General features: G+C 66.5%; 24 protein-coding genes and 5 tRNA genes. 23 read left to right on the top strand and 6 right to left on the bottom strand.

The features are described 5' to 3' along the window. Window positions 1–20: 20 nt before the first annotated feature. From UU7_RS13405 to UU7_RS13390, 3 genes are all read left to right on the top strand, one after another. Window positions 21–2,729, top strand: a complete 2,709-nt coding sequence (locus tag UU7_RS13405) for a putative bifunctional diguanylate cyclase/phosphodiesterase (RefSeq protein WP_007809131.1) — start codon at window positions 21–23, stop codon at window positions 2,727–2,729. Between the two features lie 379 nt (window positions 2,730–3,108). Further along, entirely contained in the window at window positions 3,109–3,450 is a 342-nt protein-coding gene (locus UU7_RS13395) for a carboxymuconolactone decarboxylase family protein (RefSeq protein ID WP_040673448.1), read from the top strand. Window position 3,451: 1 nt separating this feature from the next. Continuing rightward, window positions 3,452–4,402: a PLP-dependent cysteine synthase family protein gene (locus tag UU7_RS13390; protein WP_007809126.1), complete on the top strand. Its 951-nt coding sequence runs from the start codon at window positions 3,452–3,454 to the stop codon at window positions 4,400–4,402. Between the two features lie 54 nt (window positions 4,403–4,456). On the opposite strand, the gene UU7_RS13385 is transcribed toward UU7_RS13390, so the two are convergent. After that, entirely contained in the window at window positions 4,457–6,256 is a 1,800-nt protein-coding gene (locus UU7_RS13385; RefSeq protein WP_007809124.1) for an aminopeptidase P family protein, read from the bottom strand. A gap of 145 nt (window positions 6,257–6,401) precedes the next feature. Here UU7_RS13385 and pyrG point away from each other — a divergent pair, with 145 nt between their 5' ends. Genes pyrG through truD form a run of 8 tightly spaced genes read left to right on the top strand, consistent with a single transcriptional unit; the run spans window position 6,402 to window position 14,256 of the window. Then, a complete protein-coding gene (gene pyrG / locus UU7_RS13380) occupies window positions 6,402–8,072 on the top strand; it encodes a CTP synthase (protein WP_007809122.1) in 1,671 nt (556 codons plus the stop codon). Then, window positions 8,069–8,905, top strand: coding sequence for a 3-deoxy-8-phosphooctulonate synthase (kdsA, locus tag UU7_RS13375; protein ID WP_007809120.1), 837 nt, complete (start codon window positions 8,069–8,071; stop codon window positions 8,903–8,905). The genes pyrG and kdsA overlap by 4 nt, the downstream gene beginning before the upstream one ends. Window positions 8,906–8,965: 60 nt before the next feature. Beyond that, a complete protein-coding gene (eno, locus tag UU7_RS13370) occupies window positions 8,966–10,279 on the top strand; it encodes a phosphopyruvate hydratase (RefSeq protein ID WP_007809118.1) in 1,314 nt (437 codons plus the stop codon). Window positions 10,280–10,296: 17 nt separating this feature from the next. Continuing rightward, window positions 10,297–10,629 (top strand): cell division protein FtsB, encoded by a 333-nt coding sequence (gene ftsB / locus UU7_RS13365; protein WP_007809116.1) that lies wholly within the window; start codon window positions 10,297–10,299, stop codon window positions 10,627–10,629. Further along, window positions 10,626–11,321 carry a 2-C-methyl-D-erythritol 4-phosphate cytidylyltransferase gene (ispD, locus tag UU7_RS13360; protein ID WP_007809114.1) on the top strand — a complete coding sequence of 232 codons (696 nt, stop codon included), beginning with the start codon at window positions 10,626–10,628 and terminating at the stop codon, window positions 11,319–11,321. Before ftsB ends, ispD begins: the two co-directional genes overlap by 4 nt. Then, complete coding sequence (gene ispF, locus UU7_RS13355; RefSeq protein WP_040673461.1) at window positions 11,321–11,794, top strand: 2-C-methyl-D-erythritol 2,4-cyclodiphosphate synthase; 474 nt, start codon at window positions 11,321–11,323, stop codon at window positions 11,792–11,794. The genes ispD and ispF overlap by 1 nt, the downstream gene beginning before the upstream one ends. Further along, complete coding sequence (gene mgtE / locus UU7_RS13350; protein ID WP_007809110.1) at window positions 11,791–13,185, top strand: magnesium transporter; 1,395 nt, start codon at window positions 11,791–11,793, stop codon at window positions 13,183–13,185. The genes ispF and mgtE overlap by 4 nt, the downstream gene beginning before the upstream one ends. Window positions 13,186–13,245: 60 nt before the next feature. Further along, entirely contained in the window at window positions 13,246–14,256 is a 1,011-nt protein-coding gene (truD, locus tag UU7_RS13345) for a tRNA pseudouridine(13) synthase TruD (RefSeq protein WP_040673446.1), read from the top strand. An 18-nt stretch (window positions 14,257–14,274) separates the two neighbouring features. Here the strand turns inward: truD and UU7_RS13340 are convergent, their stop codons facing one another. Further along, on the bottom strand, window positions 14,275–14,820 hold the full coding sequence (locus UU7_RS13340) for a Smr/MutS family protein (protein WP_007809105.1): 546 nt from the start codon (window positions 14,818–14,820) through the stop codon (window positions 14,275–14,277). 156 nt (window positions 14,821–14,976) lie between these two features. On the opposite strand from UU7_RS13340, the gene surE reads away from it, so the two are divergent. The 4 genes from surE to UU7_RS13320 all read left to right on the top strand — a co-directional run bounded on the left by surE (window position 14,977) and on the right by UU7_RS13320 (window position 18,182). Beyond that, on the top strand, window positions 14,977–15,786 hold the full coding sequence (gene surE / locus UU7_RS13335; RefSeq protein ID WP_040673445.1) for a 5'/3'-nucleotidase SurE: 810 nt from the start codon (window positions 14,977–14,979) through the stop codon (window positions 15,784–15,786). 3 nt (window positions 15,787–15,789) lie between these two features. After that, window positions 15,790–16,485: a protein-L-isoaspartate(D-aspartate) O-methyltransferase gene (locus UU7_RS13330; protein WP_007809101.1), complete on the top strand. Its 696-nt coding sequence runs from the start codon at window positions 15,790–15,792 to the stop codon at window positions 16,483–16,485. After that, the gene (locus UU7_RS13325) at window positions 16,485–17,093 is read left to right on the top strand and encodes a YqaA family protein (protein WP_007809099.1); all 609 of its coding nucleotides are present in this window, start codon (window positions 16,485–16,487) and stop codon (window positions 17,091–17,093) included. Before UU7_RS13330 ends, UU7_RS13325 begins: the two co-directional genes overlap by 1 nt. Window positions 17,094–17,174: 81 nt before the next feature. Next, a complete protein-coding gene (locus UU7_RS13320; RefSeq protein WP_007809097.1) occupies window positions 17,175–18,182 on the top strand; it encodes a peptidoglycan DD-metalloendopeptidase family protein in 1,008 nt (335 codons plus the stop codon). A 40-nt stretch (window positions 18,183–18,222) separates the two neighbouring features. Here UU7_RS13320 and UU7_RS13315 read toward each other — a convergent pair whose 3' ends face one another. Both UU7_RS13315 and yhbY read right to left on the bottom strand, forming a co-directional pair. Then, a complete protein-coding gene (locus UU7_RS13315) occupies window positions 18,223–18,600 on the bottom strand; it encodes an Mth938-like domain-containing protein (RefSeq protein ID WP_007809096.1) in 378 nt (125 codons plus the stop codon). Next, window positions 18,600–18,896, bottom strand: a complete 297-nt coding sequence (gene yhbY / locus UU7_RS13310; protein ID WP_007809095.1) for a ribosome assembly RNA-binding protein YhbY — start codon at window positions 18,894–18,896, stop codon at window positions 18,600–18,602. Before yhbY ends, UU7_RS13315 begins: the two co-directional genes overlap by 1 nt. Before the next feature lie 81 nt (window positions 18,897–18,977). Between yhbY and rlmE the strand changes: the two genes are divergently transcribed. The 7 genes from rlmE (at window position 18,978) to UU7_RS13275 (ending at window position 22,419) form a co-directional block, all read left to right on the top strand. After that, a complete protein-coding gene (rlmE, locus tag UU7_RS13305; RefSeq protein WP_007809094.1) occupies window positions 18,978–19,628 on the top strand; it encodes a 23S rRNA (uridine(2552)-2'-O)-methyltransferase RlmE in 651 nt (216 codons plus the stop codon). Continuing rightward, window positions 19,625–21,583 (top strand): ATP-dependent zinc metalloprotease FtsH, encoded by a 1,959-nt coding sequence (ftsH, locus tag UU7_RS13300; RefSeq protein WP_007809093.1) that lies wholly within the window; start codon window positions 19,625–19,627, stop codon window positions 21,581–21,583. The genes rlmE and ftsH overlap by 4 nt, the downstream gene beginning before the upstream one ends. Window positions 21,584–21,786: 203 nt before the next feature. Next, window positions 21,787–21,863: transfer RNA gene (locus UU7_RS13295), tRNA-Arg, on the top strand. 176 nt (window positions 21,864–22,039) lie between these two features. After that, a tRNA-Pro gene (locus tag UU7_RS13290) sits at window positions 22,040–22,116 on the top strand. A 24-nt stretch (window positions 22,117–22,140) separates the two neighbouring features. Further along, window positions 22,141–22,217 (top strand) — tRNA-Arg (locus UU7_RS13285). A 13-nt stretch (window positions 22,218–22,230) separates the two neighbouring features. Then, window positions 22,231–22,307, top strand: a tRNA-His gene (locus tag UU7_RS13280). A 36-nt stretch (window positions 22,308–22,343) separates the two neighbouring features. Next, window positions 22,344–22,419 (top strand) — tRNA-Lys (locus UU7_RS13275). A 146-nt stretch (window positions 22,420–22,565) separates the two neighbouring features. Here UU7_RS13275 and purB read toward each other — a convergent pair. Continuing rightward, the gene (gene purB / locus UU7_RS13270; protein ID WP_007809092.1) at window positions 22,566–23,933 is read right to left on the bottom strand and encodes an adenylosuccinate lyase; all 1,368 of its coding nucleotides are present in this window, start codon (window positions 23,931–23,933) and stop codon (window positions 22,566–22,568) included. A gap of 145 nt (window positions 23,934–24,078) precedes the next feature. On the opposite strand from purB, the gene UU7_RS13265 reads away from it, so the two are divergent. Continuing rightward, window positions 24,079–25,467 (top strand): class II fumarate hydratase, encoded by a 1,389-nt coding sequence (locus UU7_RS13265; protein WP_007809091.1) that lies wholly within the window; start codon window positions 24,079–24,081, stop codon window positions 25,465–25,467. 68 nt (window positions 25,468–25,535) lie between these two features. Here the strand turns inward: UU7_RS13265 and UU7_RS13260 are convergent, their stop codons facing one another. Continuing rightward, window positions 25,536–26,186, bottom strand: a complete 651-nt coding sequence (locus UU7_RS13260; RefSeq protein ID WP_007809090.1) for a GDSL-type esterase/lipase family protein — start codon at window positions 26,184–26,186, stop codon at window positions 25,536–25,538. Window positions 26,187–26,260 lie beyond the last annotated feature (74 nt).

Raw genomic sequence — 26,260 nt, 5'->3', positions numbered from 1 at the left:
GACCGTTGTCACGACGCTTGATGCCGTTGGTGTACGGGCTCGTGGGCATGCTGGTGCTGATCCTGGCACTGACCTGGGGCGCACTGCAGCTGCAAGTGGCTCTCGCCGGTTTTCTCAACGGCGAGAGCATCTGGTCGAAGGCGCAGAAGCAGAGCGTGATTGCGCTGGAGAGCTACGCGATCTCGGGCGATCCGGCCGACCTGGCCAACTATCGCGAGAATTACGCTGTGCTGATGGCCGATCGTTCGGCCCGCGACCAGATCCTGTCCGGCAGCTATGACTACGAGGAGGTGGCCGGCGCCCTGCGTCGCAGCAACACCGTCACCATCGCGATCCCCGGCGTCGTCTTCATGCTGCACCATTTTTCCGGCGCGCCCTACATGCGCGATGCGCTGGATGCCTGGCGTTCCACCGATACCTCGATTCAGGATCTGAACACGATCGCCGATGCCCTGGCCGCCGGCTACGCGAACGGCGTGCCGGGACAGGCGGAGATCACCCGCCAGCGCGCACGCATCCACGCGATCAACAGTTATATCGAGCCGCGCAGCACCCTGTTCTCCCGCAAGATCGCCGATGGCGCGGTGTGGATGGGCCAGGTGCTGTTCTGGGGCGTGTTCGGCGCCGGACTCATCGCCGCGCTGCTCTGGCTGGACATGGCACGGCGCATTCTCGCCAGCGTGCGTGGCAGCGAGGAGCGCTACCGTCTGCTGTTCGACAGCGCCGCCGATGCGATCGTGATGATCGACGAGTCCAGCGGGCGGATCCTGGACGTGAACCGCACCACCTCCAGCTGGACCGGTCGCAGCGCCGGCGAACTGGTCGGTGACCGCTTCGTGCACCTGTTCGTGCAGTCGATGGCCGGGCAGCAGGCCGGACGGGCAGCCAGCAACCTGCTGCTGGGCGAGCAGGGCAGCACGCGTCCGGTGGAATTGCAGACCAGCCTGGCCAACTGGGGCAGCCAGCCGGTGCGCCAGGCGATCATTCGCGACATCTCCGAGCGTCTGAAGATGGAGCAGGAGCGACGCATCGCGGCGGAGGCGCTGGCGGGCATCGCCGAAGGCGTGATCATCGCCGACGCGGAACGACGGGTGCTTTCCACCAACGAGGCCCATGTGGGGCTGACCGGATTTTCCAGCCAGGCGCTGATCAGCCACCACCTGGACGAGCACCGCCGCCTGCCCGACGGCAAGCCGTTGCCGCAGTCGATCTGGGACAGCGTGGCGGCCGGACGGAACTGGAGCGGCGAGGTGCTCAGCACCCGCAACGACGGCAGCAGCTATCCCGAACATCTCAGCATCAGCGCCATCCGCGACGGGGAAGGGCAACCGCAGTATTACGTTGCCGTGTGCACCGATATCCACGAAGCCAAGGCCAGCCAGCAGCGGCTGGAGCACATGGCGCGGCACGACCCGTTGACCGGCCTGGTGAACCGGGCCGAGTTCGAGCGTCATTGCAGCGAGGCGATCGCGGTGGCCGAACGCGAGCGGCTGGCAGTGGTGGTGCTGTTCATCGACCTGGATGCATTCAAGATCGTCAACGACAGCTACAGCCATGCGATCGGTGACCGGCTGCTGGTCAAGGTAGCCGAGCGGATTCGCCGGCAGCTTTCCGATGGCGACGTGGCCGGTCGCATCGGTGGCGACGAGTTCACCGTGCTGATCCCGCGACTGATCCTGCGCGAAGACGCCCGCGCCATCGTCAATCGCCTGCTGGTCAGCCTGTCCGAACCGCTGCTGATCGACGATTACGAGATCGTGCTCAGCGCCAGCATCGGCGTGGCCGGCTATCCGCTGGACGGCGCCAACGCGGCGGCGCTGATCACCAACGCCGATGCGGCGATGTATGCGGCCAAGGCGGAAGAGCGCAACGCCTGCCGCTTCTATACCCCGATGATGCACGCCGACACGCGCCGACGCCTGCAACTGGCCACCGAGTTGCGCCAGGCGCTGGCCCGCAACGAATTTCACCTGGTGTTCCAGCCCAGCGTGGAACTGCGCAGCGGACGCATCGTGGCGGTGGAGGCCCTGCTGCGCTGGCAGCATCCGGAACGCGGCGAAATACTGCCGGGCGAATTCATTCCGGTCGCCGAAGGCCTGGGCCTGATCCGGCGCATCGACGAGTGGGTGATGCAGACCACCTGCGCCCAGATCCAGGCATGGGACCTGGCCGGCGTGCCGCCGATCCGGGTGGCGGTGAACATCTCGGCCCGCTGGTTCGGCCACCCCGCCTTTGTCGACGGGGTCAGCCGAGCGCTGCAGTCGAGGCAGCTGTCGGCAAGTCGCCTGCTGCTGGAGATCACCGAGAGCGCGATGTTGCGCCTGGGCGACGACATCGAACGCACCATGCAAACCCTGCATGCGCTGGGGATCGAGGTGGCGATCGACGATTTCGGCACCGGTTATTCGTCGATGGCTTACCTGAAGCTGCCGGCGGTGGCCTATCTGAAGATCGACCGCTCCTTCGTCACCGGACTGCCCGGCGATGCCAACGACGCGGCGATCACCGAAGCGATGCTGGTGATGTCCAAGAGTCTTGGCCTGGTGACCATCGCCGAGGGCATCGAGACCGAGGCGCAACACGACTTCCTGTTGCGCAGTGGCTGCGTCGAGGGGCAGGGCTACCTGTATTCCCGTCCGCTGCAACCGGACGAGGTGCGCTATCTGTTGTGCCCGAACCAGCCGCCCGTGCCCGCGCGACTGAAGCTGGTGCCGCCCAAGCGCAGCTGATCCGTCGCGCCTGCGCGCGATTCCGCGCGCAGGCAGCGCTCCGAACCGGTTGATCTGTATCAGTGCGCCCGTGCACCGTGTGCGCGACAGTGCATGAAAACCATCGGGAGGTGGACAGACATGGTCAGCCACGATTGCATGCCACTTCGCCACCAGCCGACTCCGCGCCAGGCTGGCGCTCCCCTGATTGCGGCGCGGTTTGGCCGTGATCGCGATGCTGAAGTGCGAGCCCGCGAGCGACGCATCGATGAGGAACTGGCGCAGAGCTTCCCCGCCAGCGACCCGCCGGGCTGGGTGCAGGGCGCCGCGCTCCTGCCGCACTGATACCCGTCGGCGACGAGGCCGAGCCACCCCATTCCGGATCATCGAGGAGGATGAAATGGACGCATCAATGTACCCGCCTGCCACGGCGGAAACCGCGCGCAAACGGCGCGAACTGGCACCCGTGCCGCTGCAGGCCTTCAAGGTTTTCAGTGCGGCAGTCTTCGCCGACGGCGCCTTGCCGAATGTCACCAAGCAGCTGATCGCGGTGGCGGTGGCGCATGTCACCCAGTGTCCTTATTGCATCAAGGGGCACACCGCCGAGGCGTTGAAGCAGGGCGCCAGCGAAGCGCAGATCATGGAGGCGATCTGGGTGGCTGCGGAAATGCGTGCCGGCGGCGCATACGCGCACTCCACGCTGGCGCTGGACGTGATGTCTCACCAGCATGGAGTCGCCTGAGATGGCCACGCGTTACGCCGGAGTATCTGCCAGCATTCTCGACGCGGTGGGCGACACGCCGCTGCTGGAAATCGAGGGCGTCTACGCCAAGCTCGAATTCCTCAATCCTTCCGGCTCGATCAAGGCGCGCATCGCGAAATACATGATCGAGCGCGCCGAACAGGAAGGCCTGCTCAAGCCTGGCGACACCATCGTCGAGGCGACCAGCGGCAACACCGGCAATGCGCTGTCGATGGTGGCGGCGGTGAAAGGCTATCGCATGCTGGTGGTGATGCCCGAGGGGCTGTCCAGCGAACGGGTAGCGATTTCGCGGGCATTCGGGGCCGAGGTGCTGTTCTGCGGCAACTTCCATGTCAACGAGGCGCTGAAGCGTGCGCGCGAACTCGGCCAGCAGCCCGGCTACTTCGCTCCGGCCCAGTTCGAGTCCGAATGGAATGTCGAGGAGAATCGCGTGGTGCTGGGACCGGAGATCCTCGCCCAGCTGCCGGCCGGCCGGTTGCCCGACGCGCTGGTGCTGGGCGTCGGCACCGGCGGCACCCTGATCGGGGTGGGCCAGGCGTTCCGCGCGGTCAATCCGGACGTGCGGCTGTTCGCGATGGAGCCGTCCGAGTCGTGCACGATCCTGTGCGGCGAGATCGCCACGCATACCATCGAGGGCATTTCCGACGGCTTCGTGCCGGGCATCTTCCAGCGCCACGCCAGCTTGGTGAACGAGGTGCTCAGCGTGTCCAGCACCGACGCCGTGGCCGAGATGAAGCGGCTGGCACGAACCCACGGCCTGTTCTGCGGGCCGAGTTCGGGAGCGCATCTGCTGGCCGCCAAGCGGATCCGGCAGAACTTCCCCGAACTGAGAACCGTGGTGACGGCGTTCTGCGACGAGGGTGAGAAGTACCTGCACGAATACTTCATGCAGCCCGCAATGGCCGAGGTCGACGCGACGCACTTTCGCTGAGCCCGGTCGCGCGTTTCGCGGAGCGGTCGTGCCGGCCCCGCATTCGTGCAGGACCTACAGCGCTGCGCAGTGGCGGTTCAGCCACTCCAGGTCCGCTTCTTCCAGCAGCGGACTGAGCGCGGCGCGCACGCTGGCGTGATAGTCGTCCAGCCAGGCGCGCTCTTCCGGATTGAGCAGGCCAGGCTCCAGTGCGCGGCGATCGAACGGGCACATGGTCAGCGTCTCGAAGGCGAGGAACTCGCCGAACTCGGTCTGCTCGGCCTCGACCACCACCGCCAGGTTCTCGTGGCGGATGCCGTGTCGGCCGGGCTTGTACAGGCCCGGCTCGATCGAGCTGATCATGCCTGGCTCCAGCGCCACCAGCGCACCGCCGGGCACCGGCGCGCGGATGCCGTGCGGGCCTTCGTGCACGTTGAGGAAGTAGCCCACGCCGTGACCGGTGCCATGGCCGTAATCCATCCCGGCCGCCCACAGCGGCGCCCGCGCCAGGGCATCCAGCTGCGGGCCGCTGGCGCCCTTAGGGAAGCGCGCCCGCGACAGGTTGATCATGCCCTTCATCACCAGGGTCGCATCGCGGCGCTGCTCGGCGGTGGTCTCGCCCAAGGCCAGCACGCGGGTGATGTCGGTGGTGCCGCCGAGGTACTGGCCGCCCGAGTCGATCAGCAGCAGACCCTTCGCCTGCAGCGTACTGTGCGCTTCCGGCGTGGCGCGGTAATGCGGCAGCGCGCCGTTGGCCTGGTAGCCGGCGATGGTGGCGAAACTCTCGCCCACCCAGCCCGGCTGGGCCGAGCGCTCTTCGCGCAGCACCGTGTCCACGTCCAGTTCGGTGACCGTCATGCCCGCGGCCAGGCGTTGCTCCAGTCGACGGAATCCGCGCACCAGGGCGGCGCCGTCGCGGCGCATCACGTCGCGGACATGTTCGAGTTCGGCGGCGCTCTTGACCGCCTTGAAGGCGGTGCTGGGGTTGGCCGCCTCGATCCGCGTAACCTCCGGCGCGATCGCGGCCGCAATGGTGTCGACCACGCGACTGCTGTCCAGCAGCAGGCGCTCGTTCGCCCCCAGCTCGTTCAGCGCGGAGGTGACCGAGGCGTAGTCGGCGATGGCGATGCCGTCGGCGGCCAGCCGCGCGACCAGGGCATCGGTGAGCTTGGCGCGTCCGACGAACAGCGTGGCGCGCTGATCGGCCTGGACCAGCAGGTGGGCCAGAAACACCGGATTGCACTCGACGTCGCTGCCACGCAGGTTGGTCAGCCAGGCGATGTCGTCGAGGCTGGACAGCAGGTGATGGGTGGCGCCCAGCTTGTGCATGGCCTTGCGCAGGCGGCTGAACTTGTCCGCGCGCGCAATGCAGGCGTAAACAAGGTCGTGTTCGACCACCGCCGCCTGCGGCAGCGCGGGTCGATCCGGCCAGATCGCGCCGGGCAGGTCCAGATCCGTGCGCACGCTGGCGCCGGTGCCGGCCAGATGCCGTTCGATCTGCTGGCGCGTGGTGACGGACACGCTGTCGCCGGCCACGGCCAGCACGTCACCCTGGTGCAGGTGCTGCTGCAACCACGCCAGGTGTTCGGCGGTATGCGGCACGCGCAGTTTCATCAGGCGGATGCCGCTGCCTGCCAGCTGCTGCTCGGCCTGGAAGAAATAGCGCGAGTCGGTCCACAGTCCGGCCTCGTCGCGGCCCACGATCAGGGTGCCGGCCGAGCCGGTGAAACCGGACAGCCATTCCCGGGCGGACCAATGCGCGGGCAGGTACTCGGACAGGTGGGGATCGGCGCTGGGAACCAGCACGGCGGCAACGCCATGCTGCTGCATGGCCGCGCGCAAGGCGGCAAGACGGGCGGGGACGGGGCTGTTCATCCGGTCATGCTAGCAGGGCGCCCACGGCGGTTTCACGCTCCCCGGGGAGCGCGTAAATGAACTGATCGCGAGGAAAATTCATCTGCCATCTCGCAGTGGAACGCTTCTGCAGCTAAAATGCCTAATTTCCGCACGGCTGCTTTCCATGACCCCCCTGATTTTCGTCACCGGCGGTGTGGTGTCCTCGCTTGGCAAGGGCATTGCTGCGGCGTCGCTCGCTTCCATCCTCGAAGCCCGCGGCCTCTCGGTCACCATGATGAAGCTCGATCCCTACATCAATGTGGATCCGGGCACGATGAGTCCGTTCCAGCACGGTGAGGTATATGTCACCGACGACGGCGCCGAGACCGACCTCGACCTTGGCCACTACGAGCGCTTCCTGCGCACGCGCCTTACCGGCAAGAACTCGATCACCACCGGCAAGATCTACGAAAGCGTGATCCGCAAGGAGCGCCGCGGCGACTATCTGGGCGCCACCGTGCAGGTAATCCCGCACATCACCGACGAGATCAAGCACTGCATCCACGAGGCCACCCGCGGCTTCGACGTGGCGCTGGTGGAGATCGGCGGCACCGTGGGCGACATCGAGTCTCTGCCGTTCCTGGAGGCGATCCGCCAGCTGCGCATCGAGCACGGTCCGGAGAAGGTGGTGTTCATGCACCTGACCCTGGTGCCGTTCATCAAGGCTGCCGGCGAGATCAAGACCAAGCCCACCCAGCACTCGGTGAAGGAACTGCGCTCGATCGGCATCCAGCCGGACATCCTGCTGTGTCGCTGCGAGCAGCCGCTGCCCGAAGGCGAGCGCCGCAAGATCGCGCTGTTCACCAACGTGCCGGAGCAGGCGGTGATCAGCGCGGCCGACGTGGACATCATCTACAAGCAGCCGCTGTACCTGCATGAGCAGGGGCTGGACGACATCGTGGTCAAGCGCCTGAACCTGGACGCCAAGCCGGCCGACCTGTCCGAATGGCAGCGCACGGTGGACGCGGTGGAGCATCCGAAGGACGAGATCACCGTCGCCATCGTGGGCAAGTACGTCGAGCACAAGGACGCCTACAAGTCGCTGGGCGAGGCGCTGCGTCATGGCGGCATCAAGCAGCAGACGCGGGTGAACCTGGACTGGATCGACTCCGAGCAGATCGAGGCCGATGGCGCCGCCAGCGTGCTGGGCAAGGTCGATGCGATCCTGGTGCCCGGCGGTTTCGGCAAGCGCGGCTTCGAGGGCAAGGTGCTGGCCGCGAAGTACGCCCGCGAGCATGGCGTGCCGTATTTCGGCATCTGCTACGGCATGCATGCGGCGGTGGTGGACTTCGCCCGGAATGTCGCCGGCCTGGCTGACGCCGACTCCAGCGAGAACGACCGCAATACCGCCAATCCGGTGATTGCACTGATCACCGAATGGACCACCGCCACCGGCGAGGTGGAGCAGCGCAGCGACCGTTCCGACCTCGGCGGCACCATGCGCCTGGGTGCGCAGGAATGCCGCCTGAAGGCGGGCACGCTGGCGCGCGAGATGTACGGCCAGGACGTGGTGCGCGAGCGGCATCGCCATCGCTACGAATTCAACAATCGCTATCGCCAGCCGTTCGAGGACCTGGGCCTGGTGATCTCGGGCAAGTCGATGGATGACCTGCTGGTGGAGATTGTCGAGCTGCCGCAACAGCAGCATCCGTGGTTCCTCGGCTGCCAGGCGCATCCGGAGTTCACCTCGACCCCGCGTGATGGCCATCCGCTGTTCAGCGGCTTCGTGCACGCCGCGCGCGAGTTCAAGGCCGTCCATGCAGGCGACAAACTGGCGCAGGAGTCCGTGGCATGAAGCTTTGTGGCGTCGAGGTAGGCCTGGATCAGCGGCTGTTCCTGATCGCCGGCCCCTGCGTGGTCGAGTCCGAACAGTTGCAGCTGGACACCGCCGGCACACTGAAGGAAATCACCGGCCGGCTGGGCGTTCACTTCATCTTCAAGTCCAGCTTCGACAAGGCGAACCGGTCGTCCGGTGACAGCTTCCGTGGCCCGGGCCTGGAAGAAGGCTTGCGCATCCTGGCCGAGGTGAAGCGCCAGATCGGCGTGCCGCTGCTCACCGACGTGCACGAATACACGCCGATGGACGAGGTGGCCTCGGTGGTCGACGTGCTGCAGACGCCGGCGTTCCTGTGCCGGCAGACCGACTTCATCCAGAAGGTGGCGCGCGCCGGCAAGCCGGTGAACATCAAGAAGGGCCAGTTCCTGGCGCCGTGGGACATGAAACACGTGGTGGCCAAGGCCAAGGCCGTGGGCAACGACGACATCATGGTGTGCGAGCGCGGCGCCAGCTTCGGCTACAACAACCTGGTGTCGGACATGCGCTCGCTCAGCGTGATGCGCGAGACCGGCTGCCCGGTGGTGTTCGACGCGACCCACTCGGTGCAGTTGCCGGGCGGGCAGGGCGCCAGTTCGGGCGGCCAGCGCGAGTTCGTGCCGGTGCTGGCGCGCGCGGCGGTGGCCGTGGGCGTGGCCGGCCTGTTTGCCGAGACCCATCCCGATCCCAGCAAGGCGCTGTCCGACGGCCCCAACGCCTGGCCACTGGGCAAGATGGAAGCGCTGCTGGAAACGCTGCTGGAGCTGGATGCCGTGACCAAGCGGCACCGCTTCCTGGAGCAGGATGTTTCCTGAAACACCGGGCGCAGCGATGCGCCCGTTCCAACTCTTTCACCAACAGCTTACGGAAACCGCATGAGCACCCAGATCACCTGCATCCACGCCCGTGAAATCCTCGACTCGCGCGGCAACCCCACGCTGGAAGCCGAAGTCACCCTGGCCGATGGCAGCTTCGGTCGTGCGGCCGTGCCCAGCGGAGCCTCCACCGGTTCGCGCGAGGCGGTCGAGCTGCGCGACGGCGACAAGTCGCGCTACGGCGGCAAGGGCGTGAAGAACGCGGTGGCCAACGTCAACGGCACGATTGCCGATACGCTGAAAGGCTTCGATGCGGCCGACCAGAAAGGCCTGGACGGCAAGCTGATCGCGCTGGACGGCACGTCGAACAAGGGCAGGCTCGGCGCGAACGCGCTGCTCGGCGTTTCGATGGCAGCGGCGCACGCGGTGGCCGCCTCGCGCGGCGAGCCGCTGTGGAAGTACCTGTCCAGCTTCAATCAGGCTGGCGGCAAGCCCGGCGCGCTGCCGGTGCCGATGATGAACATCATCAACGGCGGCGAGCACGCGGACAACAACATCGACGTGCAGGAGTTCATGGTGCTGCCGGTGGGCATGCCCAGTTTCGCCGAGGCGCTGCGCGCGGGTGCGGAGATCTTCCATGCGCTGAAGAGCGTGCTGAAGGGCAAGGGCCTCAACACGGCGGTGGGTGACGAGGGCGGCTTCGCGCCGAACCTGCGTTCCAACATCGAGGCGCTCGACACCATTCTCGAAGCCATCCACAAGACCGGCTACAAGGTCGGCAGCGAGATCCTGCTCGGCCTGGATGCCGCCAGCTCGGAGTTCTACAAGGACGGCAAGTACGACCTGGCCGGCGAAGGCAAGCAGTACAGCTCGGCCCAGTTCGTCGACCTGCTGGCTGGCTGGGCCAGGCAGTACCCTATCGTCACCATCGAGGACGGCATGGCCGAAGGCGACTGGGACGGCTGGAAGCTGCTCACCGACACCATCGGCGATCGCGTGCAGGTGGTCGGCGACGACCTGTTCGTGACCAACCCCACGATCTTCCGCGAAGGCATCGAGAAGAAGATCGCCAACTCGATCCTGATCAAGGTGAACCAGATCGGCACGCTGTCCGAAACGCTGGAAGCGATCGCGATGGCCGACGCGGCGAAGTATTCGGCGGTGATCTCGCACCGCTCCGGCGAGACCGAGGACACCACCATCGCCGACATCGCGGTCGCCACCACGGCCACCCAGATCAAGACCGGCTCGCTGTGCCGCAGCGACCGCGTGGCCAAGTACAACCAGTTGCTGCGCATCGAGGAGGCGCTGGGTTCGGCGGCACGCTACGCCGGGCGCGACGCCTTCCCCAACCTCAGCCGCCTGCCGGGCTGAGCGGGCAGCCCGCTCCCATGCTGCGCTGGATCGCCGTCATCCTGATCCTGCTGCTGATCGGTCTGCAGCTGAAGCTGTGGACCGGCAACGGCAGCATGCGCGAGGTGGACACCTTGCGCGTGGCGGTGAAGAAGCAGACGGACGACAACGCAAAGCTGCTGCAGCGCAACCAGGCGGTCGGTGCCGACGTGCAGGATCTCAAGCACGGCGACCAGGCAGTCGAGGCGCGGGCGCGCACCGAACTGGGCCTGATCAAGCCGGGCGAAGTGTTCTACCAGGTGGTCGAACCGCCTGCCGGCGCAGGCAGCAGCACGCCACCGCCGGTCGCCCAACCCGCCGGATCACCATGAGCGCGGCTCGGCTGTGGTGCGTGGTGCCGGCCGCAGGGCGCGGTACCCGGGTCGGCGGTGACTGCCCGAAACAGTACCTGCCGCTGGCCGGGCGTCCGTTGATCGAGCACACCCTGGAACGGCTCGCCGCGCATCCGCGGATTGCCGGCCTGCTGGTGACGCTGGCCGCCACGGATGCGCACTGGTCGGGCGTGCAGACGCTGCACGGCAAGCCGGTGCTGGCCGCGGTCGGCGGAGCGGAGCGCAGCGATTCGGTGCTCGCAGGGCTGCAGGCCTTGCCGGCATCGGTGGCCCCCGATGATTTCGTCTTGGTGCACGACGCCGCGCGGCCGTGTGTGCGCACGGCGGATATCGCCAGACTGATCGAACTGGCCAGTACCAGGGACGGTGGCCTGCTGGGCGCGCCGCTGCGCGACACGCTGAAGCGGGCCAACGCGGGCGGGTGCAGCGAATCCACCGAAGCACGCGATCTGCGCTGGCGCGCCTTCACGCCACAGATGTTCCGTCGTGCTCAACTGTCGGCGGCGCTGGGTGACGCGGCGCGGCGCGGCGTGAATGTCAGCGACGAGGCGATGGCGATGGAACAGGCCGGCTTCGCACCGCTGCTGGTCGAGGGCGCCGAAGACAACATCAAGGTGACCACGGCAGCGGATTTCGCGCTGGCCGAATTCCTGCTTTCAAGGACTGCATGATGCGCATCGGTACAGGTTTCGATGTCCACGCCTTTGGCGAAGGCGACCATGTCGTCCTCGGCGGCGTGCGCATCGCGCATCGACGGGGCGTGGTGGCGCATTCCGATGGCGACGTGGTGATCCACGCGCTGTGCGACGCGATCTTCGGCGCGCTGGCGCTGGGCGACATCGGCCGGCATTTTCCGCCCACCGACGAACGCTGGCGGGATGCCGACAGCCGCCAGTTCCTGCGCCATGCGGCGATGCTGATGGCGCAGCACGGCTACCGGCTGGGCAATGCCGATGTCACGGTGATCGGCGAGGCGCCCAAGGTCACCCCGCACGCGCAGGCGATGCGCGAGAACCTGGCGGTCGACCTGGACTGCGGGGTCGGCTGCATCAGCGTGAAGGCAACCACCACCGAGAAACTCGGCTTTTGCGGCCGTGGCGAAGGGATCGCGGCCCAGGCCTGCGTCCTGCTGGAGCGCGTGTGAGCGAGATCGAGACCCGCAGCGCGGTCGGTCGACTGCATGACCAGCTTGAAGCCATTCAGGGCGTGCTGCACCGGCAGGACGACGATGTTCCGCTGACCGAAGAGCTGCAGGCCGAGTTGCGCCTGCAACTGGATGCGCTGCACCCGGCCGATATCGCCTTCATCCTCGAATCGCTGCCGCTGGACGACCGTCTCGCGGTCTGGCAACTGGTCAAGGCCGATCGCGACGGCGAGATCCTGCTGGAAGTGTCCGACGCGGTGCGCGAGTCGCTGATCGCGGACATGGACCGGCACGAGATCCTCGCCGCGGCCGAAACGCTGGACGCCGACGAACTGGCCGACCTGGTCGAGGACCTGCCCACGGCGATGCTGCCGGAGCTGATGGCCGGCCTCGATGCGCAGCAGCGCGAGCAGGTGCAGTCGGCGCTGTCCTGGGGGGACGACCAGCTCGGCGCGCTGATGGACTTCGAGATGGTCACCATCCGCGAGGACGTCAGCCTGGAAGTGGTGCTGCGCTACCTGCGCCGCTGGGACGAACTGCCGGCGCAGACCGACAAGCTGTTCGTGATCAACCAGGACAACCTGCTGACCGGCGTGCTGCCGCTGCACTGGTTGCTGGTGAATTCGCCGGAGAAGATGGTCAGCGAGGTGATGGCGCCGGACGTCAACACCTTCCATCCCGCCGACGACGCCTACGACGTGGCCCAGGCGTTCGAGCGCTACGACCTGGTGACCGCGCCGGTGGTCGACGACCGCGGCCACCTGATCGGTCGCATCACCATCGACGCGATGGTCGACGTGATCCGCGAGGAGAGCGAAAGCGAGGCACTCAGCCGCGGCGGCCTGCGCGAGGAGGAAGACATCTTCGCCTCGGTGTGGGCTTCGCTGAAGAACCGCTGGTCGTGGCTGGCGATCAACCTGGTCACCGCCTTCATCGCCTCGCGGGTGATCGGCCTGTTCGAGGGCTCGATCGAGCGGCTGGTGGCGCTGGCCGCGCTGATGCCGATCGTGGCCGGCATCGGCGGCAATTCCGGCAACCAGACCATCACCATGATCGTGCGCGCGCTGGCGCTGAACCAGATCACCGCCGAGAGCGCCAAGCGCCTGTGGCGCAAGGAACTGACCGTGTCGCTGGTCAACGGCCTGATCTGGGGCGGGGTGATCGGCCTGGTGGCGTGGTTGCTGTACGACAGCCTCTCGCTGGGCCTGGTGATGACGGCGGCGATGACGCTGAACCTGCTGCTGGCGGCGTTTGCCGGTGTCGGCATTCCCGTGCTGATGACGAAATTCGGGCGCGATCCGGCGCTGGGTTCCAGCGTGCTGATCACCGCGATGACCGACAGCGGCGGCTTTTTCATCTTCCTCGGACTGGCCACGATCTTTCTGGTCTAGTCCGGGCCTGGCGCGCCCGCCGCTGCACGCCATTCCGAATCATCGTTGCCGGGAACCCCCATGTCTGAACTTCCCCAAGCCTTCGGCCATCCTCCGCTGACTGCCCGGATGCGCGTCAGCGCCGAGGATTTCCAGGTCGAGGAAGTGCTGGGCCATGACGCCGACGGCACCGGCGAGCACGCCCTGCTGTGGGTGGAAAAGCGCGGCGCGAACACCGACTGGGTCGCCCGCGAACTGGCGAAGTTCGCCGGCGTGCCCCCGCTGGCGGTGGGCTTTGCCGGCATGAAGGATCGCCACGCGGTGACCCGCCAGACCTTTTCGGTGCAACTGGCCGGCAAGCCCGATCCGGACTGGTCGGCCTTTCCCCATGCCGAGGTAAAGGTGCTGGCCGCCACCCGCCATTCGCGCAAACTCAAGCGCGGTGCGCTGCGCGGCAACCGCTTCGTGCTGGTATTGCGCGAAGCCGCGGGCGACCGCGCCGCGACCGAGGCGGTGCTTGCGCAGGTCGCTGCCCGGGGCGTGCCGAACTACTTCGGCGAACAGCGCTTCGGCCGGGAAGGCGGCAACGTCGCCCAAGCCCGCGCGATGTTCGGCGGGCGCCGCGTCGACCGCGACAAGCGCTCGATGCTGCTGTCGGCGGCCCGCTCGCACATCTTCAACAACGTGCTGGCGGCGCGGGTCGAGCGCAACGCGTGGGATACGCCGCTGCAGGGCGAGATCTGGTCGCTGGCCGGCTCGCGTTCCTGGTTCGGGCCCGAGCCGTTCACGCCCGAGCTGGCCGAGCGCCTGGCCCGCGCCGACATCCATCCCTCCGGCCCGTTGTGGGGGCAGGGCGAGCCGCCCTCCGAAGATGACGTGGGTGAGCTGGAACGCCAGGTCGCCGCGCATGACAGTGACCTCGTGGCGGGCCTGGTGGCGGCGCGGATGGACCAGGAGCGCCGGCCGTTGCGTCTGCTGCCGAAGGACTTGCGCTGGCACTGGCTCGCCGACGATGCGCTGGAGCTGTCGTTCGAATTGCCTGCGGGCGCTTATGCCACCGTCGTCGTGCGCGAGCTGGCCACGATCGTGTAGCGGGTTGTGTTGCCGGAGTCAGCCCTTGAGCAATACCACGACCGCGCCGGTGCCGCCCAACGCCGGCCGCGCCGAGGCGAACGCGATCACGTCGTCGCGCCGGCGCAGCATGCGATCGGTGAGTCCCTTCAGTACCGGCCCGGCGGACTTCGAGCGCAAGCCCTTGCCATGCACGATGCGCACGCAGCGCAGCCCGTGTTGCTTCGCTTCGGCGAGGAAGGCCACGATGCTGGCTTGTGCGGCGGCGGCGTTCATCTGGTGCAGGTCGAGGTCGTCCTGCACGCTGAACTGGCCGCGCTTGAGCTGGCGCAGCAGCTTCGGCGGATAGCCGTCGCGCAGGTAGCCCAGCTCTTCGCCGACTTCGAGCACGGCCGGGTCGAACGCCATGTCCAGCAGCTCGCCCGGCACGGCCGCTTCGTCGGCCTCCAGCATGTGCGGGTGCGGCGCCGGTCGCGCCGCGGCCGGCGGTGCGGCCACCGGATCGAGCACGCGCACCTCGCCGATCGCCTCGCGAAACAGCTGGCTGTCGGCATCGGTGATCGGAGCGGGCGGACGGCGCTTCATCGGGCCATGCTACCCAATGCGGCGCGGCCGGGCGACTGGCAGAAGCGCCGAAGAACGGCGTGAAACCGGGGACGCGCTCCGGTAGACTTCGAGGCTTCAGCAGTGCGCTGCCGCAGGATGGAATGCGCGCCTGCGTGTCGCTTTCCACGGAGCATCATGCGAGTTCTGGTAAGTAACGACGATGGCGTGGATGCCCCGGGCATCCGCGTGCTGGCCGAGCGTCTGGGCGAAGTGGCGGACGTGACCGTGGTCGCGCCCGACCGGGATCGCTCCGGCGCAAGCAATTCGCTGACCCTGGACGCACCCTTGCGGGTGTTGCCGATGGCCAACGGCTATTACCGGGTGGCGGGCACGCCAACCGATTGCGTGCATCTGGCGCTGGCCGGCCTGCTCGATGAAGAGCCGGACATGGTCGTGTCGGGCATCAACAACTCCGCCAACCTCGGCGACGACGTGATCTATTCCGGCACCGTCTCGGCGGCGATGGAAGGACGCTTCCTGGGGCTGCCGGCGATCGCCGTGTCGCTGGTCAGCCACGACCACAAGGGCGTGCACTACGACTCGGCCGCGAAAGCGGTGCTGCTGCTGATGAACCGCCTGCTGGTCGATCCGCTGCCCGCCGACACCATCCTCAACGTCAACGTGCCCGACCTTCCCTGGGCCGACATCCAGGGCTTCGAGGTCACCCGGCTCGGACGTCGCCATCGCGCGGCCCCCTGCATCGCGCAGACCGATCCGCGGGGGCGGCCGATCTGGTGGATCGGCCCGGCCGGCGAGGCCGATGACGCCGGCCCCGGCACCGACTTCAACGCCGTGCGGCGAGGTTTCGTCTCGGTGACGCCGATCCATGTTGATCTGACCCGGTTCCAGGCACTGGAGAAAGTCAGCAGCTGGATGCAGCCGCTCAGCGACGAGATGAGCGACGCGATGGCCGACGGCCGCAAACCCACGAACGAGGTGGCCTGAGCCATGACGGTCTATCCACTGCCGGCGGCAGAGCTGAAGGGCGAGGGCATGACGTCGCAGCGCGCCCGCGACCGGCTGGCCGCGATGCTCAAGGACAGCGGCATTCGCGATGCGCGGGTGATCGAAGTGATCCGCAACCTGCCGCGCCATCACTTCATCGATCAGGCGCTGCATTCGCGCGCCTACGAGAACGACGCGCTGCCGATCGGCCATGGCCAGACCATCTCGCAACCGTGGGTGGTGGCGCGCATGACCGAGGCGCTGCTCGAGCATTTCGACGCCAGGCAGGGCATGCCGCAGAAGGTGCTGGAAATCGGCACCGGCTCGGGCTACCAGGCCGCCGTGCTGGCCGCGCTGGTGCCGCAGCTGTTCACGGTGGAGCGGATCGAGGCGCTGTTGCGCCAGGCCCGCCGCCGCTTCCGCCAACTGGGCCTGACCAACCTGCGTTCGCGCCACGACGACGGCAAGCTGGGCTGGCCCGACGAGGCGCCGTTCGACGCGATCATCCTCACCGCCGCCGGCGACACCATTCCCACCCGCATCCTCGATCAGCTCAGCCCGACCGGCGTGCTGGTGGCGCCGGTGGGTTCACCCAGCCGGCAAACGCTGATCCGCATGCGTGGCGACGGGCAGGGTGACTTCATCCAGGAAGAACTCGGCCCGGTCAGCTTCGTGCCCCTGCTTGGCGGTATCGGCTGATGCGCCTGTTTGCCGGGCTGTACGCGCGTGCACTGAGCTGGGCGCGCGATCGCAGAGCGTTGTACTACCTGTCCGGGCTCAGTTTCGTCGAGGCGTTCATCTTTCCGATTCCGCCGGAAGTGATGCTGGCGCCGATGATGCTGGGCAAGCGGCACAAGGCGTTCTTTTTCGCCAACATCAGCCTGCTGTTTTCGCTGCTGGGCGCCCTGGTCGGCTACGTGCTGGGCCACTGGGCCTTCCATGCGCTGCGGCCCGCGCTGGATGCGCTGCATCTGCTGACGCCGATCGAACAGGGCGTGGCGGTGCTGAGCAAGCAGATGGTCGAGCATCACTGGGGCATGTTCGGCGTGCTGATCCTGGCCGCGCTGCAGCCGGTGGTGCCGATGAAGTTCGTCACCTGGGCCTGCGGCATCATCGGCGTGCCGATCCTGCCGTTCCTGGCCTGCATCGGGCTCGGCCGTGGCAAGCGCGTGTGGCTGCTTGCCCTGTTGATCCGCCTGTTCGGCGAACGCGCCGAGCGCATCCTGCACAAATACGTCGAGTGGATCGGCTGGACGGCCTTGCTGGCGCTGGCGCTGCTGCTGGTGTGGTGGTTCGTCCTGCGCTGAAGTGGTGAATTTTTCAAGTCGGGCGAGCCTGGCGGCCTCCCGCCACGGTGACGTCGCATGAAAATCACTGTCTGCCTCGGTATGCTGATGCCCATGGATCGATATCTTCAATGGCCGGCGTTGCTGGTCGCAGCCTCGCTGCTTGCCGCTTGCGGCACCATGCGCAGCTCGGTGGTGGTGGAACCGGCGGCCGGAACGACCTATCGCCACGCCGCCGTGGTCACTCCGCCGCCCGTTCCCGCGCGTACGCCGATACCCGGTGGCAGCTACCAGGTATTGCATGGCGACACGCTTTATTCGATCGCATTCCGCAAGGGCGTGGATTTTCGCGATCTGGCCCAGTGGAACGGGATCGCCGAGCCGTACACGATCTGGCCGGGGCAGCGCCTGACGCTGGCGCCGCCGGGCAGGCGTGTGGTGGCACCGTCGAACGCGGCTGCGCCGGTGCGGGCAACTGGGTCGAGCGTCGCCGCCGCGCCGGTGTTCGAGTCCGTGCCGACGCCGGCATCACCCGCCACGGCGGCGGCCGCGGGGGTTCCGGCCGCCGCGCATCCGGCTGCCGGGCAGGCAGCTCCGCCGGTGGCCACGACGGCAAAGCCGGTCAGGCCTGCGGTTGCCGCCGCCGCCAGTGTCGTGCCGGTCGCCGGCGTTGCGCCGGTGCCAGCGGCCGCGATGCCGCCCCCGGCCACGCCGGCGGCGGGCGTTTCGCGGGTGGTCAGCGGCGTGCAGTGGCACTGGCCAGCCGAGGGCAACCTGGTGGGTCGCTTCAACAGCGCCGATGCGATTCCCGGCATCGAGATCGCGGGCAAGTCCGGCGATCCGATCCGGGCGGCCGCCGATGGCGTGGTGGTCTACAGCGGCAACGGCCTGGTCGGCTATGGCGAACTGGTGATCATCAAGCACAGCGACAGCTTCCTGTCGGCGTATGGCCACAACCGCAAGCGGCTGGTCAAGGAAGGGCAGCAGGTGAGCAGGGGGCAGCAGATCGCCGAGATGGGCTCGACCGGTACCACCCGCAACGAACTGGAATTCCAGATCCGCAAGGATGGCAATCCGGTCGATCCGCTGGGCTATCTGCCGCAGCGTTGATGCGGTCGGGCACGCGGCCGCGGCCTGCGCGCAGGGGCAATCAGCCGGGCCGAAGGATGAAGGCGGCGACCACCCGGCGGCCTTCGTCGGCCAGCAGGTTGTAGGTGCGCGCTGCAGCGGCGTTGTCCATCACCTCGATGCCGATGTTCCTGCGCAGGAAGCCCGCCATGAACGCGGCCGCCGGGAAGGCCTGGCGCGCCCCGGTACCCAGCACGACCAGCTCGGGGTTCATTGCCAGCAAGGCTTCGACATGGCCGGCATCGAGCGTCTCGACAGCCGTGACGGGCCAGTTCTCGATCGCCCTGTCCGGAGCCAGCAGAAAGCTTGAGGTGAGTTCGCGATCAATCAGGGTGATGCCGTGCGCGGCCACCCGGCGCACGTACAGATAGCCTTCGGGGCGTTCCAGCGACAGATCCATCAGCGTGGCAGGGCGATCTTCGGTTCGTCGACATTGCGGCGGAACAGCACCACGACATGGCCGATCTGTTGGATCTGCTCGGCGCCGGTGCCGCCGGTGAGCACGTCGATCTGCGCCTGGCGCTCTTCCTTGTCGCCGCCGGACAGCTTGATCTTGACCAGTTCGTGGATGTCCAGCGCCTGGTTCAGTTCCTTCACCACGGCCTCCGTGGCGCCCTTGTTGCCCAGCAGGACGACCGCGCTCAGGTCATGGGCGAGGCTGCGCAGGTAACGGATCTGCGAGGAGGTGAGGGCCATGCGGTGGGACTCGATTCACGGTTGATGAACGGCAAAGGGTATCATGCGGGTATCCCGTTCCCCAATCGACGATTGCACGACATGGCCCGCAGCAAAAGCAGTGCAGTATGGCTGCGCGAACATTTCAACGACGAATACGTGAAAAAGGCCCAGGCCGAGGGCCTGCGCTCGCGTGCCGTCTACAAGCTGGAGGAACTGCTCGAACGCGACCGGCTGCTCAAGCCGGGCATCAACGTGGTCGACCTCGGTGCGGCGCCGGGCAGCTGGTCCCAGCTGGTGCGCAACCGGTTGGGCGACAGCGGCAAGGTCTTCGCCCTGGACATCCTGCCGATGCAAAGCATTGCCGGGGTGGACTTCCTGCAGGGCGACTTCCGCGAGGAAAGCGTGTTGAAGGAGCTGGAGTCGCGCCTGGATGGCCTCAAGGTCGATCTTGTACTGTGCGACATGGCCCCCAATATGAGTGGAGTGGCCCTGGCCGACCAGATCCGCGCGATGGCTTTGTGCGAACTGGCGCTCGACTTCAGCCGGGAATGGCTGAAGCCGGGCGGATCGTTCCTGATCAAGTTGTTCCAGGGTGTCGGCTTTGACGATTACTTGCGCAGCTTGCGCGCGGACTTCAGCCGCGTGACGATGCGTAAACCTAAGGCCTCCCGCGCGCGTTCGCGTGAGGTATATGCGCTGGCGACGGGCCGCAAGCCCGCCGCGGCGTCACCGGGCGAGAACCGTGCATGAATGAAACAGCGAAAAATGTGTTGCTCTGGGTAATCATCGCGGTGGTGCTGTTCACCGTGTTCCAGAACTTCAATCCGCGTGGCGCCGCTTCCACGGACATGGCCTACAGCGCGTTCGTGCAGAGCGTGGACAACGGCAACGTGGCCAACGCCACGATCGGTGCCGACCAGCCCGCCACGATCAGCGGCAAGCTGAAGGATGGCAGCGCGTTCCGCACCGTCGCCCCGATCCTGGGCTTTTCCACCAGCCAGGTGGTCAAGCAGATGCAGGACAAGGGCGTCGAAGTCCGGCAGGACCCGTCCGAAGGTTTCTCGCTGATCGGCCTGCTGGTGAGCTGGCTGCCGGTGCTGCTGATCGTGGGCGTGTTCATCTGGTTCATGCGCCAGATGCAGTCCGGTGGTGGCGGCCGCGGCGCGATGAGCTTCGGCCGTTCGCGCGCGAAGCTGCAGGGCGAGGACCAGATCAAGGTCAACTTCAGCGACGTGGCCGGTTGTGACGAAGCCAAGGAGGAGGTCGGCGAACTGGTCGAGTTCCTGCGCGATCCGTCCAAGTTCCAGAAGCTCGGCGGCAAGATTCCCCGCGGCGTGCTGATGGTCGGTCCTCCCGGCACCGGCAAGACCCTGCTGGCGAAGGCCATCGCGGGCGAGGCCAAGGTGCCGTTCTTCTCGATTTCCGGTTCGGACTTCGTCGAGATGTTCGTCGGCGTCGGCGCCAGCCGCGTGCGCGACATGTTCGAGCAGGCCAAGAAGCACGCGCCCTGCATCATCTTCATCGACGAGATCGACGCAGTCGGCCGTCATCGTGGCGCGGGTCTCGGCGGCGGGCACGACGAGCGCGAGCAGACGCTGAATGCCTTGCTGGTCGAGATGGACGGCTTCGAGGGCAGCGAAGGCATCATCGTGATCGCGGCCACCAACCGTCCGGACGTGCTCGACCCGGCCCTGTTGCGTCCGGGCCGCTTCGACCGCCAGGTCGTGGTGGGGCTGCCCGACGTGCGCGGTCGCGAACAGATCCTCAAGGTGCACATGCGCAAGGTGCCGACCGCCAGCGACGTCAACGCCATGACGATCGCCCGCGGCACCCCCGGCTTCTCCGGTGCCGATCTGGCCAACCTGGTCAACGAGGCGGCCCTGTTCGCCGCGCGCGAGAACGCGCGTGAAGTGCGCATGAGCCACCTCGACAAGGCACGCGACAAGATCCTGATGGGCGCCGAGCGTCGCTCGATGGCGATGAGCGAGGACGAGAAGAAACTCACCGCCTATCACGAGGCGGGCCATGCCATCGTCGGGCGCCTCGTGCCCGAGCACGATCCGGTCTACAAGGTCACCATCATTCCGCGCGGGCGCGCGCTCGGCGTCACCATGTACCTGCCCGAAGGCGACAAGTACAGCATCAACCGCGTAGCCATCCAGTCTCAGTTGTGTTCGCTGTATGGCGGTCGCGTGGCCGAGGAGCTGATCTTCGGCGCCGACAAGGTCACCACCGGTGCATCGAATGACATCGAGCGGGCCACCAAGATGGCGCGCAACATGGCCACCAAGTGGGGCCTGTCGGACGAGCTTGGTCCGATCACCTACGGCGAGGACGAGGACGAGGTCTTCCTCGGCCGCTCGGTGACCCAGCACAAGAGCATCTCCAACGAAACCGCGAGCAAGATCGATGGCGTGGTGCGGGGCATCCTGGATCGCGCCTATGCGCGCAGCACGGAACTGCTGACGGCGAACCTGGACAAGCTGCACATGATGGCCGACGCCCTGCTGCAGTACGAGACGATCGACGCACACCAGATCGACGACATCATGGCCGGGCGTGTTCCCGGACCGCCGGCGGACTGGACGAAGAGCGCCTCCACCGGCAGCACGCCGCCACCGCCGCCGCCGAAGGGCGACACCGGCTCGGCCGTGGGCAAGGTCGGTGATCCGGCGCCGCAGAGCCGCGACAGGTGGAATGGCTGATCGTCGTTTGGACGGCTATTCGAGCAACCGGGAAAGGGCGACCGATGGTCGCCTTTTTCATGGTCGGACCATCGGCGACAAATTTGGTGAAGAAATTTTGCGAAAAGGGTTGACGCAAGAGGTCGGAGTCTGAATAATTCCGCTTCTGGCTTCGCCGGCTTGTTCCCCAGACAACCGCCGGTTCGGCTGAAAAGTTTCACAGTGCGCCCGTAGCTCAGTTGGATAGAGTACCTGGCTACGAACTAGGTGGTCGGGAGTTCGAATCTCTCCGGGCGCACCATTTTTATTCCGGGACAGGGTGTCTGCATCCGTCCTGTTTTCAACCAGGAGCCTGCACGGTCCGCGTTGAAAACGGTGGTGAGGAAATACCAAGGTGTGCTTCGATACGATTGACTGGGCGAGGCGTCACCCGTAACATTTCAAGGCTTCGGTGCGACATGACCGGGGATTCGAAAGCGGGGTATAGCTCAGTCTGGTAGAGCGTTGCGTTTGGGACGCAAAAGTCGGGGGTTCGAATCCCTCTGCCCCGACCAGCGACACGTTCTGCCGACAGGACGGCGCCTGTAGCTCAACCGGATAGAGCATCGGCCTTCTAAGCCGACGGTTGCAGGTTCGAGTCCTGTCTGGCGCACCAGTATCAAACGATGGTGGATGTAGCTCAGCTGGTTAGAGTCCCGGATTGTGATTCCGGTTGTCGTGGGTTCGAATCCCATCATCCACCCCAGTTTCAAATCCGTCCATGCGGATACAATCAGTTCATGGGCCGTTAGCTCAGTTGGTAGAGCAGTTGACTCTTAATCAATTGGTCCACAGTTCGAATCTGTGACGGCCCACCAATAAAACAGCCACCCAGGGAAACTCGGGTGGCTGTTCTCTTTGCGGAATCCGAAACGCGCGACCCTGATGAAGTCACCAGGCTGGCGGTGCAGGGCGAATCCGAAGGTTCGCCCCGACCGCTACGGCCGACGTTGTGGCCCCGCCCTCAGATGGTCTTTGCCAGTCCGTCGGCCACGCCGATGTAACTGCCGGGCGTCAGTTCCAGCAACCGCTGTTTCGCCTCGGCCGGAAGATCCAGGCTGGCGATGAACTCGCGCATCGAGTCCCTGGTGATGCCGTGGCCGCGGGTCAGCGCCTTGAGCTGTTCGTAAGGTTGCGGCAGGCCATAGCGGCGCATCACCGTCTGCACGGCCTCGGCCAGCACTTCCCAGCTGGCGTCGAGGTCGGCGCCGATGCGCTCGGCGTTGACGTTGAGCTTGCCAAGACCCTTCTTCAATGACTCCAGCGCCACCAGGCCGTGGCCGAACGCGGTGCCCAGCGCACGCAGCACGGTGGAGTCGGTGAGGTCGCGCTGCCAGCGGCTGATCGGCAGCTTTTCGGCGAAGTGGCCGAGCAGCGCGTTGGCGAGGCCGAAGTTGCCTTCGGCGTTTTCGAAGTCGATCGGGTTGACCTTGTGCGGCATGGTCGAGGAGCCGACTTCGCCGGCCTTCAGCGTCTGCTTGAAGTAACCCAGCGAGATGTAGCCCCAGATGTCCCGGGCCAGGTCGATCAGGATGATGTTGGCGCGGCGCACCGCGTCGCAGTATTCGGCCACGTTGTCGTGCGGCTCGATCTGGGTGGTGTAGGCGTTGTAGTCGAGGCCCAGGCTTTCGACGAAGCGCTGCGAGAACGCGCGCCAGTCCACGTCCGGGTAGGTGATGACGTGGGCGTTGTAGTTGCCCACGGCGCCGTTGATCTTGCCGGAGACTTCGACCGCTACCAGCTGCTGACGCTGGCGCTCCAGCCGCGCCACCACGTTGGCGATTTCCTTGCCCAGGGTGCTGGGCGAGGCGGTCTGGCCGTGGGTGCGCGAGAGCAATGGCAGGTTCGCGTTGTCGTGGGCCATGTCGCGCAGCTTGCCGATCACGGCGTCGAGCTGCGGCAGCAGCACGCCGCTGCGGGCGTCGCGCAGCATCAGTGCGTAGGACAGGTTGTTGATGTCCTCGCTGGTGCAGGCGAAGTGCACGAACTCCTTTGCCTGCGCCAGGCTGGCGTCGGCGCCGATCTTTTCCTTGATGAAGTACTCGACCGCCTTGACGTCGTGGTTGGTGGTCGCCTCGATCGCCTTGATCCGCTCGCCGTCGGCTTCGCTGAAGTTTTCCGCGATGGCCTTCAGGATGGCGACCTGGGCTGCGTCGAAAGACGGCAGCTCGACGATCTTCGGTTCGGCGGCCAGCGCCAGCAGCCATTCGATTTCCACCTGCACGCGGCGGTGCATCAGGCCGAATTCGCTGAAGATCGGGCGCAGCGCTTCGACCTTGCTGGCATAGCGGCCATCCAGCGGCGACAGGGCGGTGAGGGCGTGCTTGGACATCGGGGCGTTCCGGCGAGGGGAAACCGCCATTTTACATTGACCGCGCGTCCGTGCCCGGCGGCTTATAGTGGGCGGACGCATCCGTTCTCCCTGTATCCCGGACGTGGCGCCGCCCCGATCCATCCATTTCCCAAGGATCTTCCCCATGAGCAATTTCCGCATCGAACACGACAGCATGGGCGAGCTGAAAGTCCCCGCCGACGCGCTGTACGGCGCGCAGACCCAGCGCGCGATCGACAACTTCCCGATTTCCGGCCTGCATTTGCCGCGCCCGTTCATCCGCGCCCTGGGCCTGATCAAGGCGGCCGCGGCCGAGGTCAACGTCGCGATGGGGCATTTGAAGAAGAACCAGGCCGCGGCGATCCGCAAGGCGTCGATGGCGGTGGCGGAAGGCCAGCATGACGCACAGTTCCCGATCGACATCTTCCAGACCGGCTCGGGCACCAGCACCAACATGAACGCGAACGAGGTGATCGCGCACCTGGCGGTGGCGGCGGGCGCGAAGGTGCATCCGAACGACCATGTCAATTATGGGCAGAGCTCGAACGACGTGATCCCCACCGCCATCCATGTCAGCGCCACGCTGACCACCACCGAGCAGTTGCTGCCCGCGCTGAAGCATCTGAAGAAGGCGATCGACCAGCGTGCCCGCGAGCTGAAGAACACGCCCAAGACCGGCCGCACCCACCTGATGGACGCGATGCCGATCACCTTCGGCCAGGAGCTGTCGGGCTGGTCCGCACAGATCGGCTCGGCGATCGAACGGATCGAGGATGCCCTGAAGCGCATGCGCCGCTTGCCGCAGGGTGGCACGGCGGTGGGCACCGGCATCAATGCCGACCCGAAGTTCGGCCCGGCGATGGCGCTGCAGCTGAAGAAGCTGACCGGGGTGAGGTTCGAGTCGGCGGAAAATTATTTCGAGGGCATGGCAGCACAAGACGCCGCCGTCGAGTTGTCCGGCGCGCTGAAGACGCTGGCGGTGGCGCTGATGAAGATCGCCAACGACCTGCGCTGGATGAACTCGGGTCCGCTCGCTGGCCTGGGCGAGATCGAGCTGCCGGCGCTGCAACCGGGGTCGTCGATCATGCCGGGCAAGGTCAACCCGGTGATCCCGGAGGCGGTGGCGATGGTCGCCGCCCAGGTGATCGGCAACGACGCCTCGATCACCATCGCCGGCCAGTCCGGCAACTTCCAGCTCAACGTAATGCTGCCGCTGATCGCGCACAACCTGCTGCAGTCGATCGGGATACTGGCCAACGTCAGCGTGTTGCTGGCCGACAAGGCGATCGCCGGGTTCAAGGTCAACAGGGCGCGGGTCGACCAGGCGCTGGCGATGAATCCGATCCTGGTCACCGCGTTGAATCCGGTGATCGGCTACGAGAAAGGTGCGGCCACCGCCAAGCTCGCCTACAAGCAGCACCGGCCGATCATGGACGTGGCGCTGGAAACCACCGGCTTGTCGAAGAGCGAATTGAAGAAGCTGCTTGATCCGCTGACACTGACCCGTGGCGGCATCCACGGCGAAGGCAAATAGCCTGTCTGCAGCCTGGAAAGGAAGTGGCCCGCATCATGCCGGCCACTTCCGTCGACTTGTCGCGGTCTTCAGTTGATCAGCAAGGGACGCAGCGTGGGCCATGCGTTGTCGAGCACGCGCAGCTGGGCGACCGCCGTCGGATGCACGCCGTCATCCAGCAGCAGGGCGGGCTTGTCCGAAATGCCGGCCATCAGGGACGGCAACAGCGTGACGTGCTGATCCTTCGCCACCCTGGCATAGACCTGCCGCAGGGTGTCTGCGCAGTGATCCTTGTCGAGTTTGGCCGGGATCTCGAAACCCAGTACGGCGACCTTTGCTCCGGAGGCCTGGGCCAGGTCGATCAGCTGGGTCATGTGCTGCTCCAGCGCTTGCCGATTGGCGCCGAGGATGGCGTCGTTGGCGCCCAGCTCGAGGATGATCAGCCGCGGATGGTGAGCAATGATCAATGCGGGCAATTCCTTCAGTGCGTCCTCCATGGTCTTGCCGCCGCGGCTGGCGTTGACGATCGAAGGCGGAGTCGTCGTGGCGTGGTCGACGCGCTGCTGCAGCAGGTTCACCCAGCCCGCTTCGGCCGGGATGCGGTGCGCCGAGCTCAGGCTGTCACCAACCAGCAGAACGGTCCCGGTCGGTGCCGTGGCATGGCTGGCGGGGGATGGCGAGGCTTGCGCCAGTGGCGTGGCGAGAGTCAGTGCAAGCAGCAGGCAGGGCAGGAGGCGCATGGTGATTCCTCGGGGTGCGGGAGGCCGACGCAGTCGGGACGACTTCGTGGAATGAACGGTGGAGCGGAAGGGTG

It is taken from the genome of Rhodanobacter spathiphylli B39, assembly GCF_000264295.1.
Lineage (GTDB): Bacteria > Pseudomonadota > Gammaproteobacteria > Xanthomonadales > Rhodanobacteraceae > Rhodanobacter > Rhodanobacter spathiphylli.
Note: the sequence above shows the minus strand (reverse complement) of the source record. Positions and strands in the feature narration are given on the sequence as shown.

Coding starts and splice junctions, on each gene's coding strand:
- UU7_RS13405 (WP_007809131.1), top strand. CDS start 21: ATGCCGTTGGTGTACGGGCTCGTGGGCATGCTGGTGCTGATCCTGGCA.
- UU7_RS13395 (WP_040673448.1), top strand. CDS start 3,109: ATGGACGCATCAATGTACCCGCCTGCCACGGCGGAAACCGCGCGCAAA.
- UU7_RS13390 (WP_007809126.1), top strand. CDS start 3,452: ATGGCCACGCGTTACGCCGGAGTATCTGCCAGCATTCTCGACGCGGTG.
- UU7_RS13385 (WP_007809124.1), bottom strand. CDS start 6,256: ATGAACAGCCCCGTCCCCGCCCGTCTTGCCGCCTTGCGCGCGGCCATG.
- pyrG (WP_007809122.1), top strand. CDS start 6,402: ATGACCCCCCTGATTTTCGTCACCGGCGGTGTGGTGTCCTCGCTTGGC.
- kdsA (WP_007809120.1), top strand. CDS start 8,069: ATGAAGCTTTGTGGCGTCGAGGTAGGCCTGGATCAGCGGCTGTTCCTG.
- eno (WP_007809118.1), top strand. CDS start 8,966: ATGAGCACCCAGATCACCTGCATCCACGCCCGTGAAATCCTCGACTCG.
- ftsB (WP_007809116.1), top strand. CDS start 10,297: ATGCTGCGCTGGATCGCCGTCATCCTGATCCTGCTGCTGATCGGTCTG.
- ispD (WP_007809114.1), top strand. CDS start 10,626: ATGAGCGCGGCTCGGCTGTGGTGCGTGGTGCCGGCCGCAGGGCGCGGT.
- ispF (WP_040673461.1), top strand. CDS start 11,321: ATGCGCATCGGTACAGGTTTCGATGTCCACGCCTTTGGCGAAGGCGAC.
- truD (WP_040673446.1), top strand. CDS start 13,246: ATGTCTGAACTTCCCCAAGCCTTCGGCCATCCTCCGCTGACTGCCCGG.
- UU7_RS13340 (WP_007809105.1), bottom strand. CDS start 14,820: ATGAAGCGCCGTCCGCCCGCTCCGATCACCGATGCCGACAGCCAGCTG.
- surE (WP_040673445.1), top strand. CDS start 14,977: ATGCGAGTTCTGGTAAGTAACGACGATGGCGTGGATGCCCCGGGCATC.
- UU7_RS13330 (WP_007809101.1), top strand. CDS start 15,790: ATGACGGTCTATCCACTGCCGGCGGCAGAGCTGAAGGGCGAGGGCATG.
- UU7_RS13325 (WP_007809099.1), top strand. CDS start 16,485: ATGCGCCTGTTTGCCGGGCTGTACGCGCGTGCACTGAGCTGGGCGCGC.
- UU7_RS13320 (WP_007809097.1), top strand. CDS start 17,175: ATGCTGATGCCCATGGATCGATATCTTCAATGGCCGGCGTTGCTGGTC.
- UU7_RS13315 (WP_007809096.1), bottom strand. CDS start 18,600: ATGGATCTGTCGCTGGAACGCCCCGAAGGCTATCTGTACGTGCGCCGG.
- yhbY (WP_007809095.1), bottom strand. CDS start 18,896: ATGGCCCTCACCTCCTCGCAGATCCGTTACCTGCGCAGCCTCGCCCAT.
- rlmE (WP_007809094.1), top strand. CDS start 18,978: ATGGCCCGCAGCAAAAGCAGTGCAGTATGGCTGCGCGAACATTTCAAC.
- ftsH (WP_007809093.1), top strand. CDS start 19,625: ATGAATGAAACAGCGAAAAATGTGTTGCTCTGGGTAATCATCGCGGTG.
- purB (WP_007809092.1), bottom strand. CDS start 23,933: ATGTCCAAGCACGCCCTCACCGCCCTGTCGCCGCTGGATGGCCGCTAT.
- UU7_RS13265 (WP_007809091.1), top strand. CDS start 24,079: ATGAGCAATTTCCGCATCGAACACGACAGCATGGGCGAGCTGAAAGTC.
- UU7_RS13260 (WP_007809090.1), bottom strand. CDS start 26,186: ATGCGCCTCCTGCCCTGCCTGCTGCTTGCACTGACTCTCGCCACGCCA.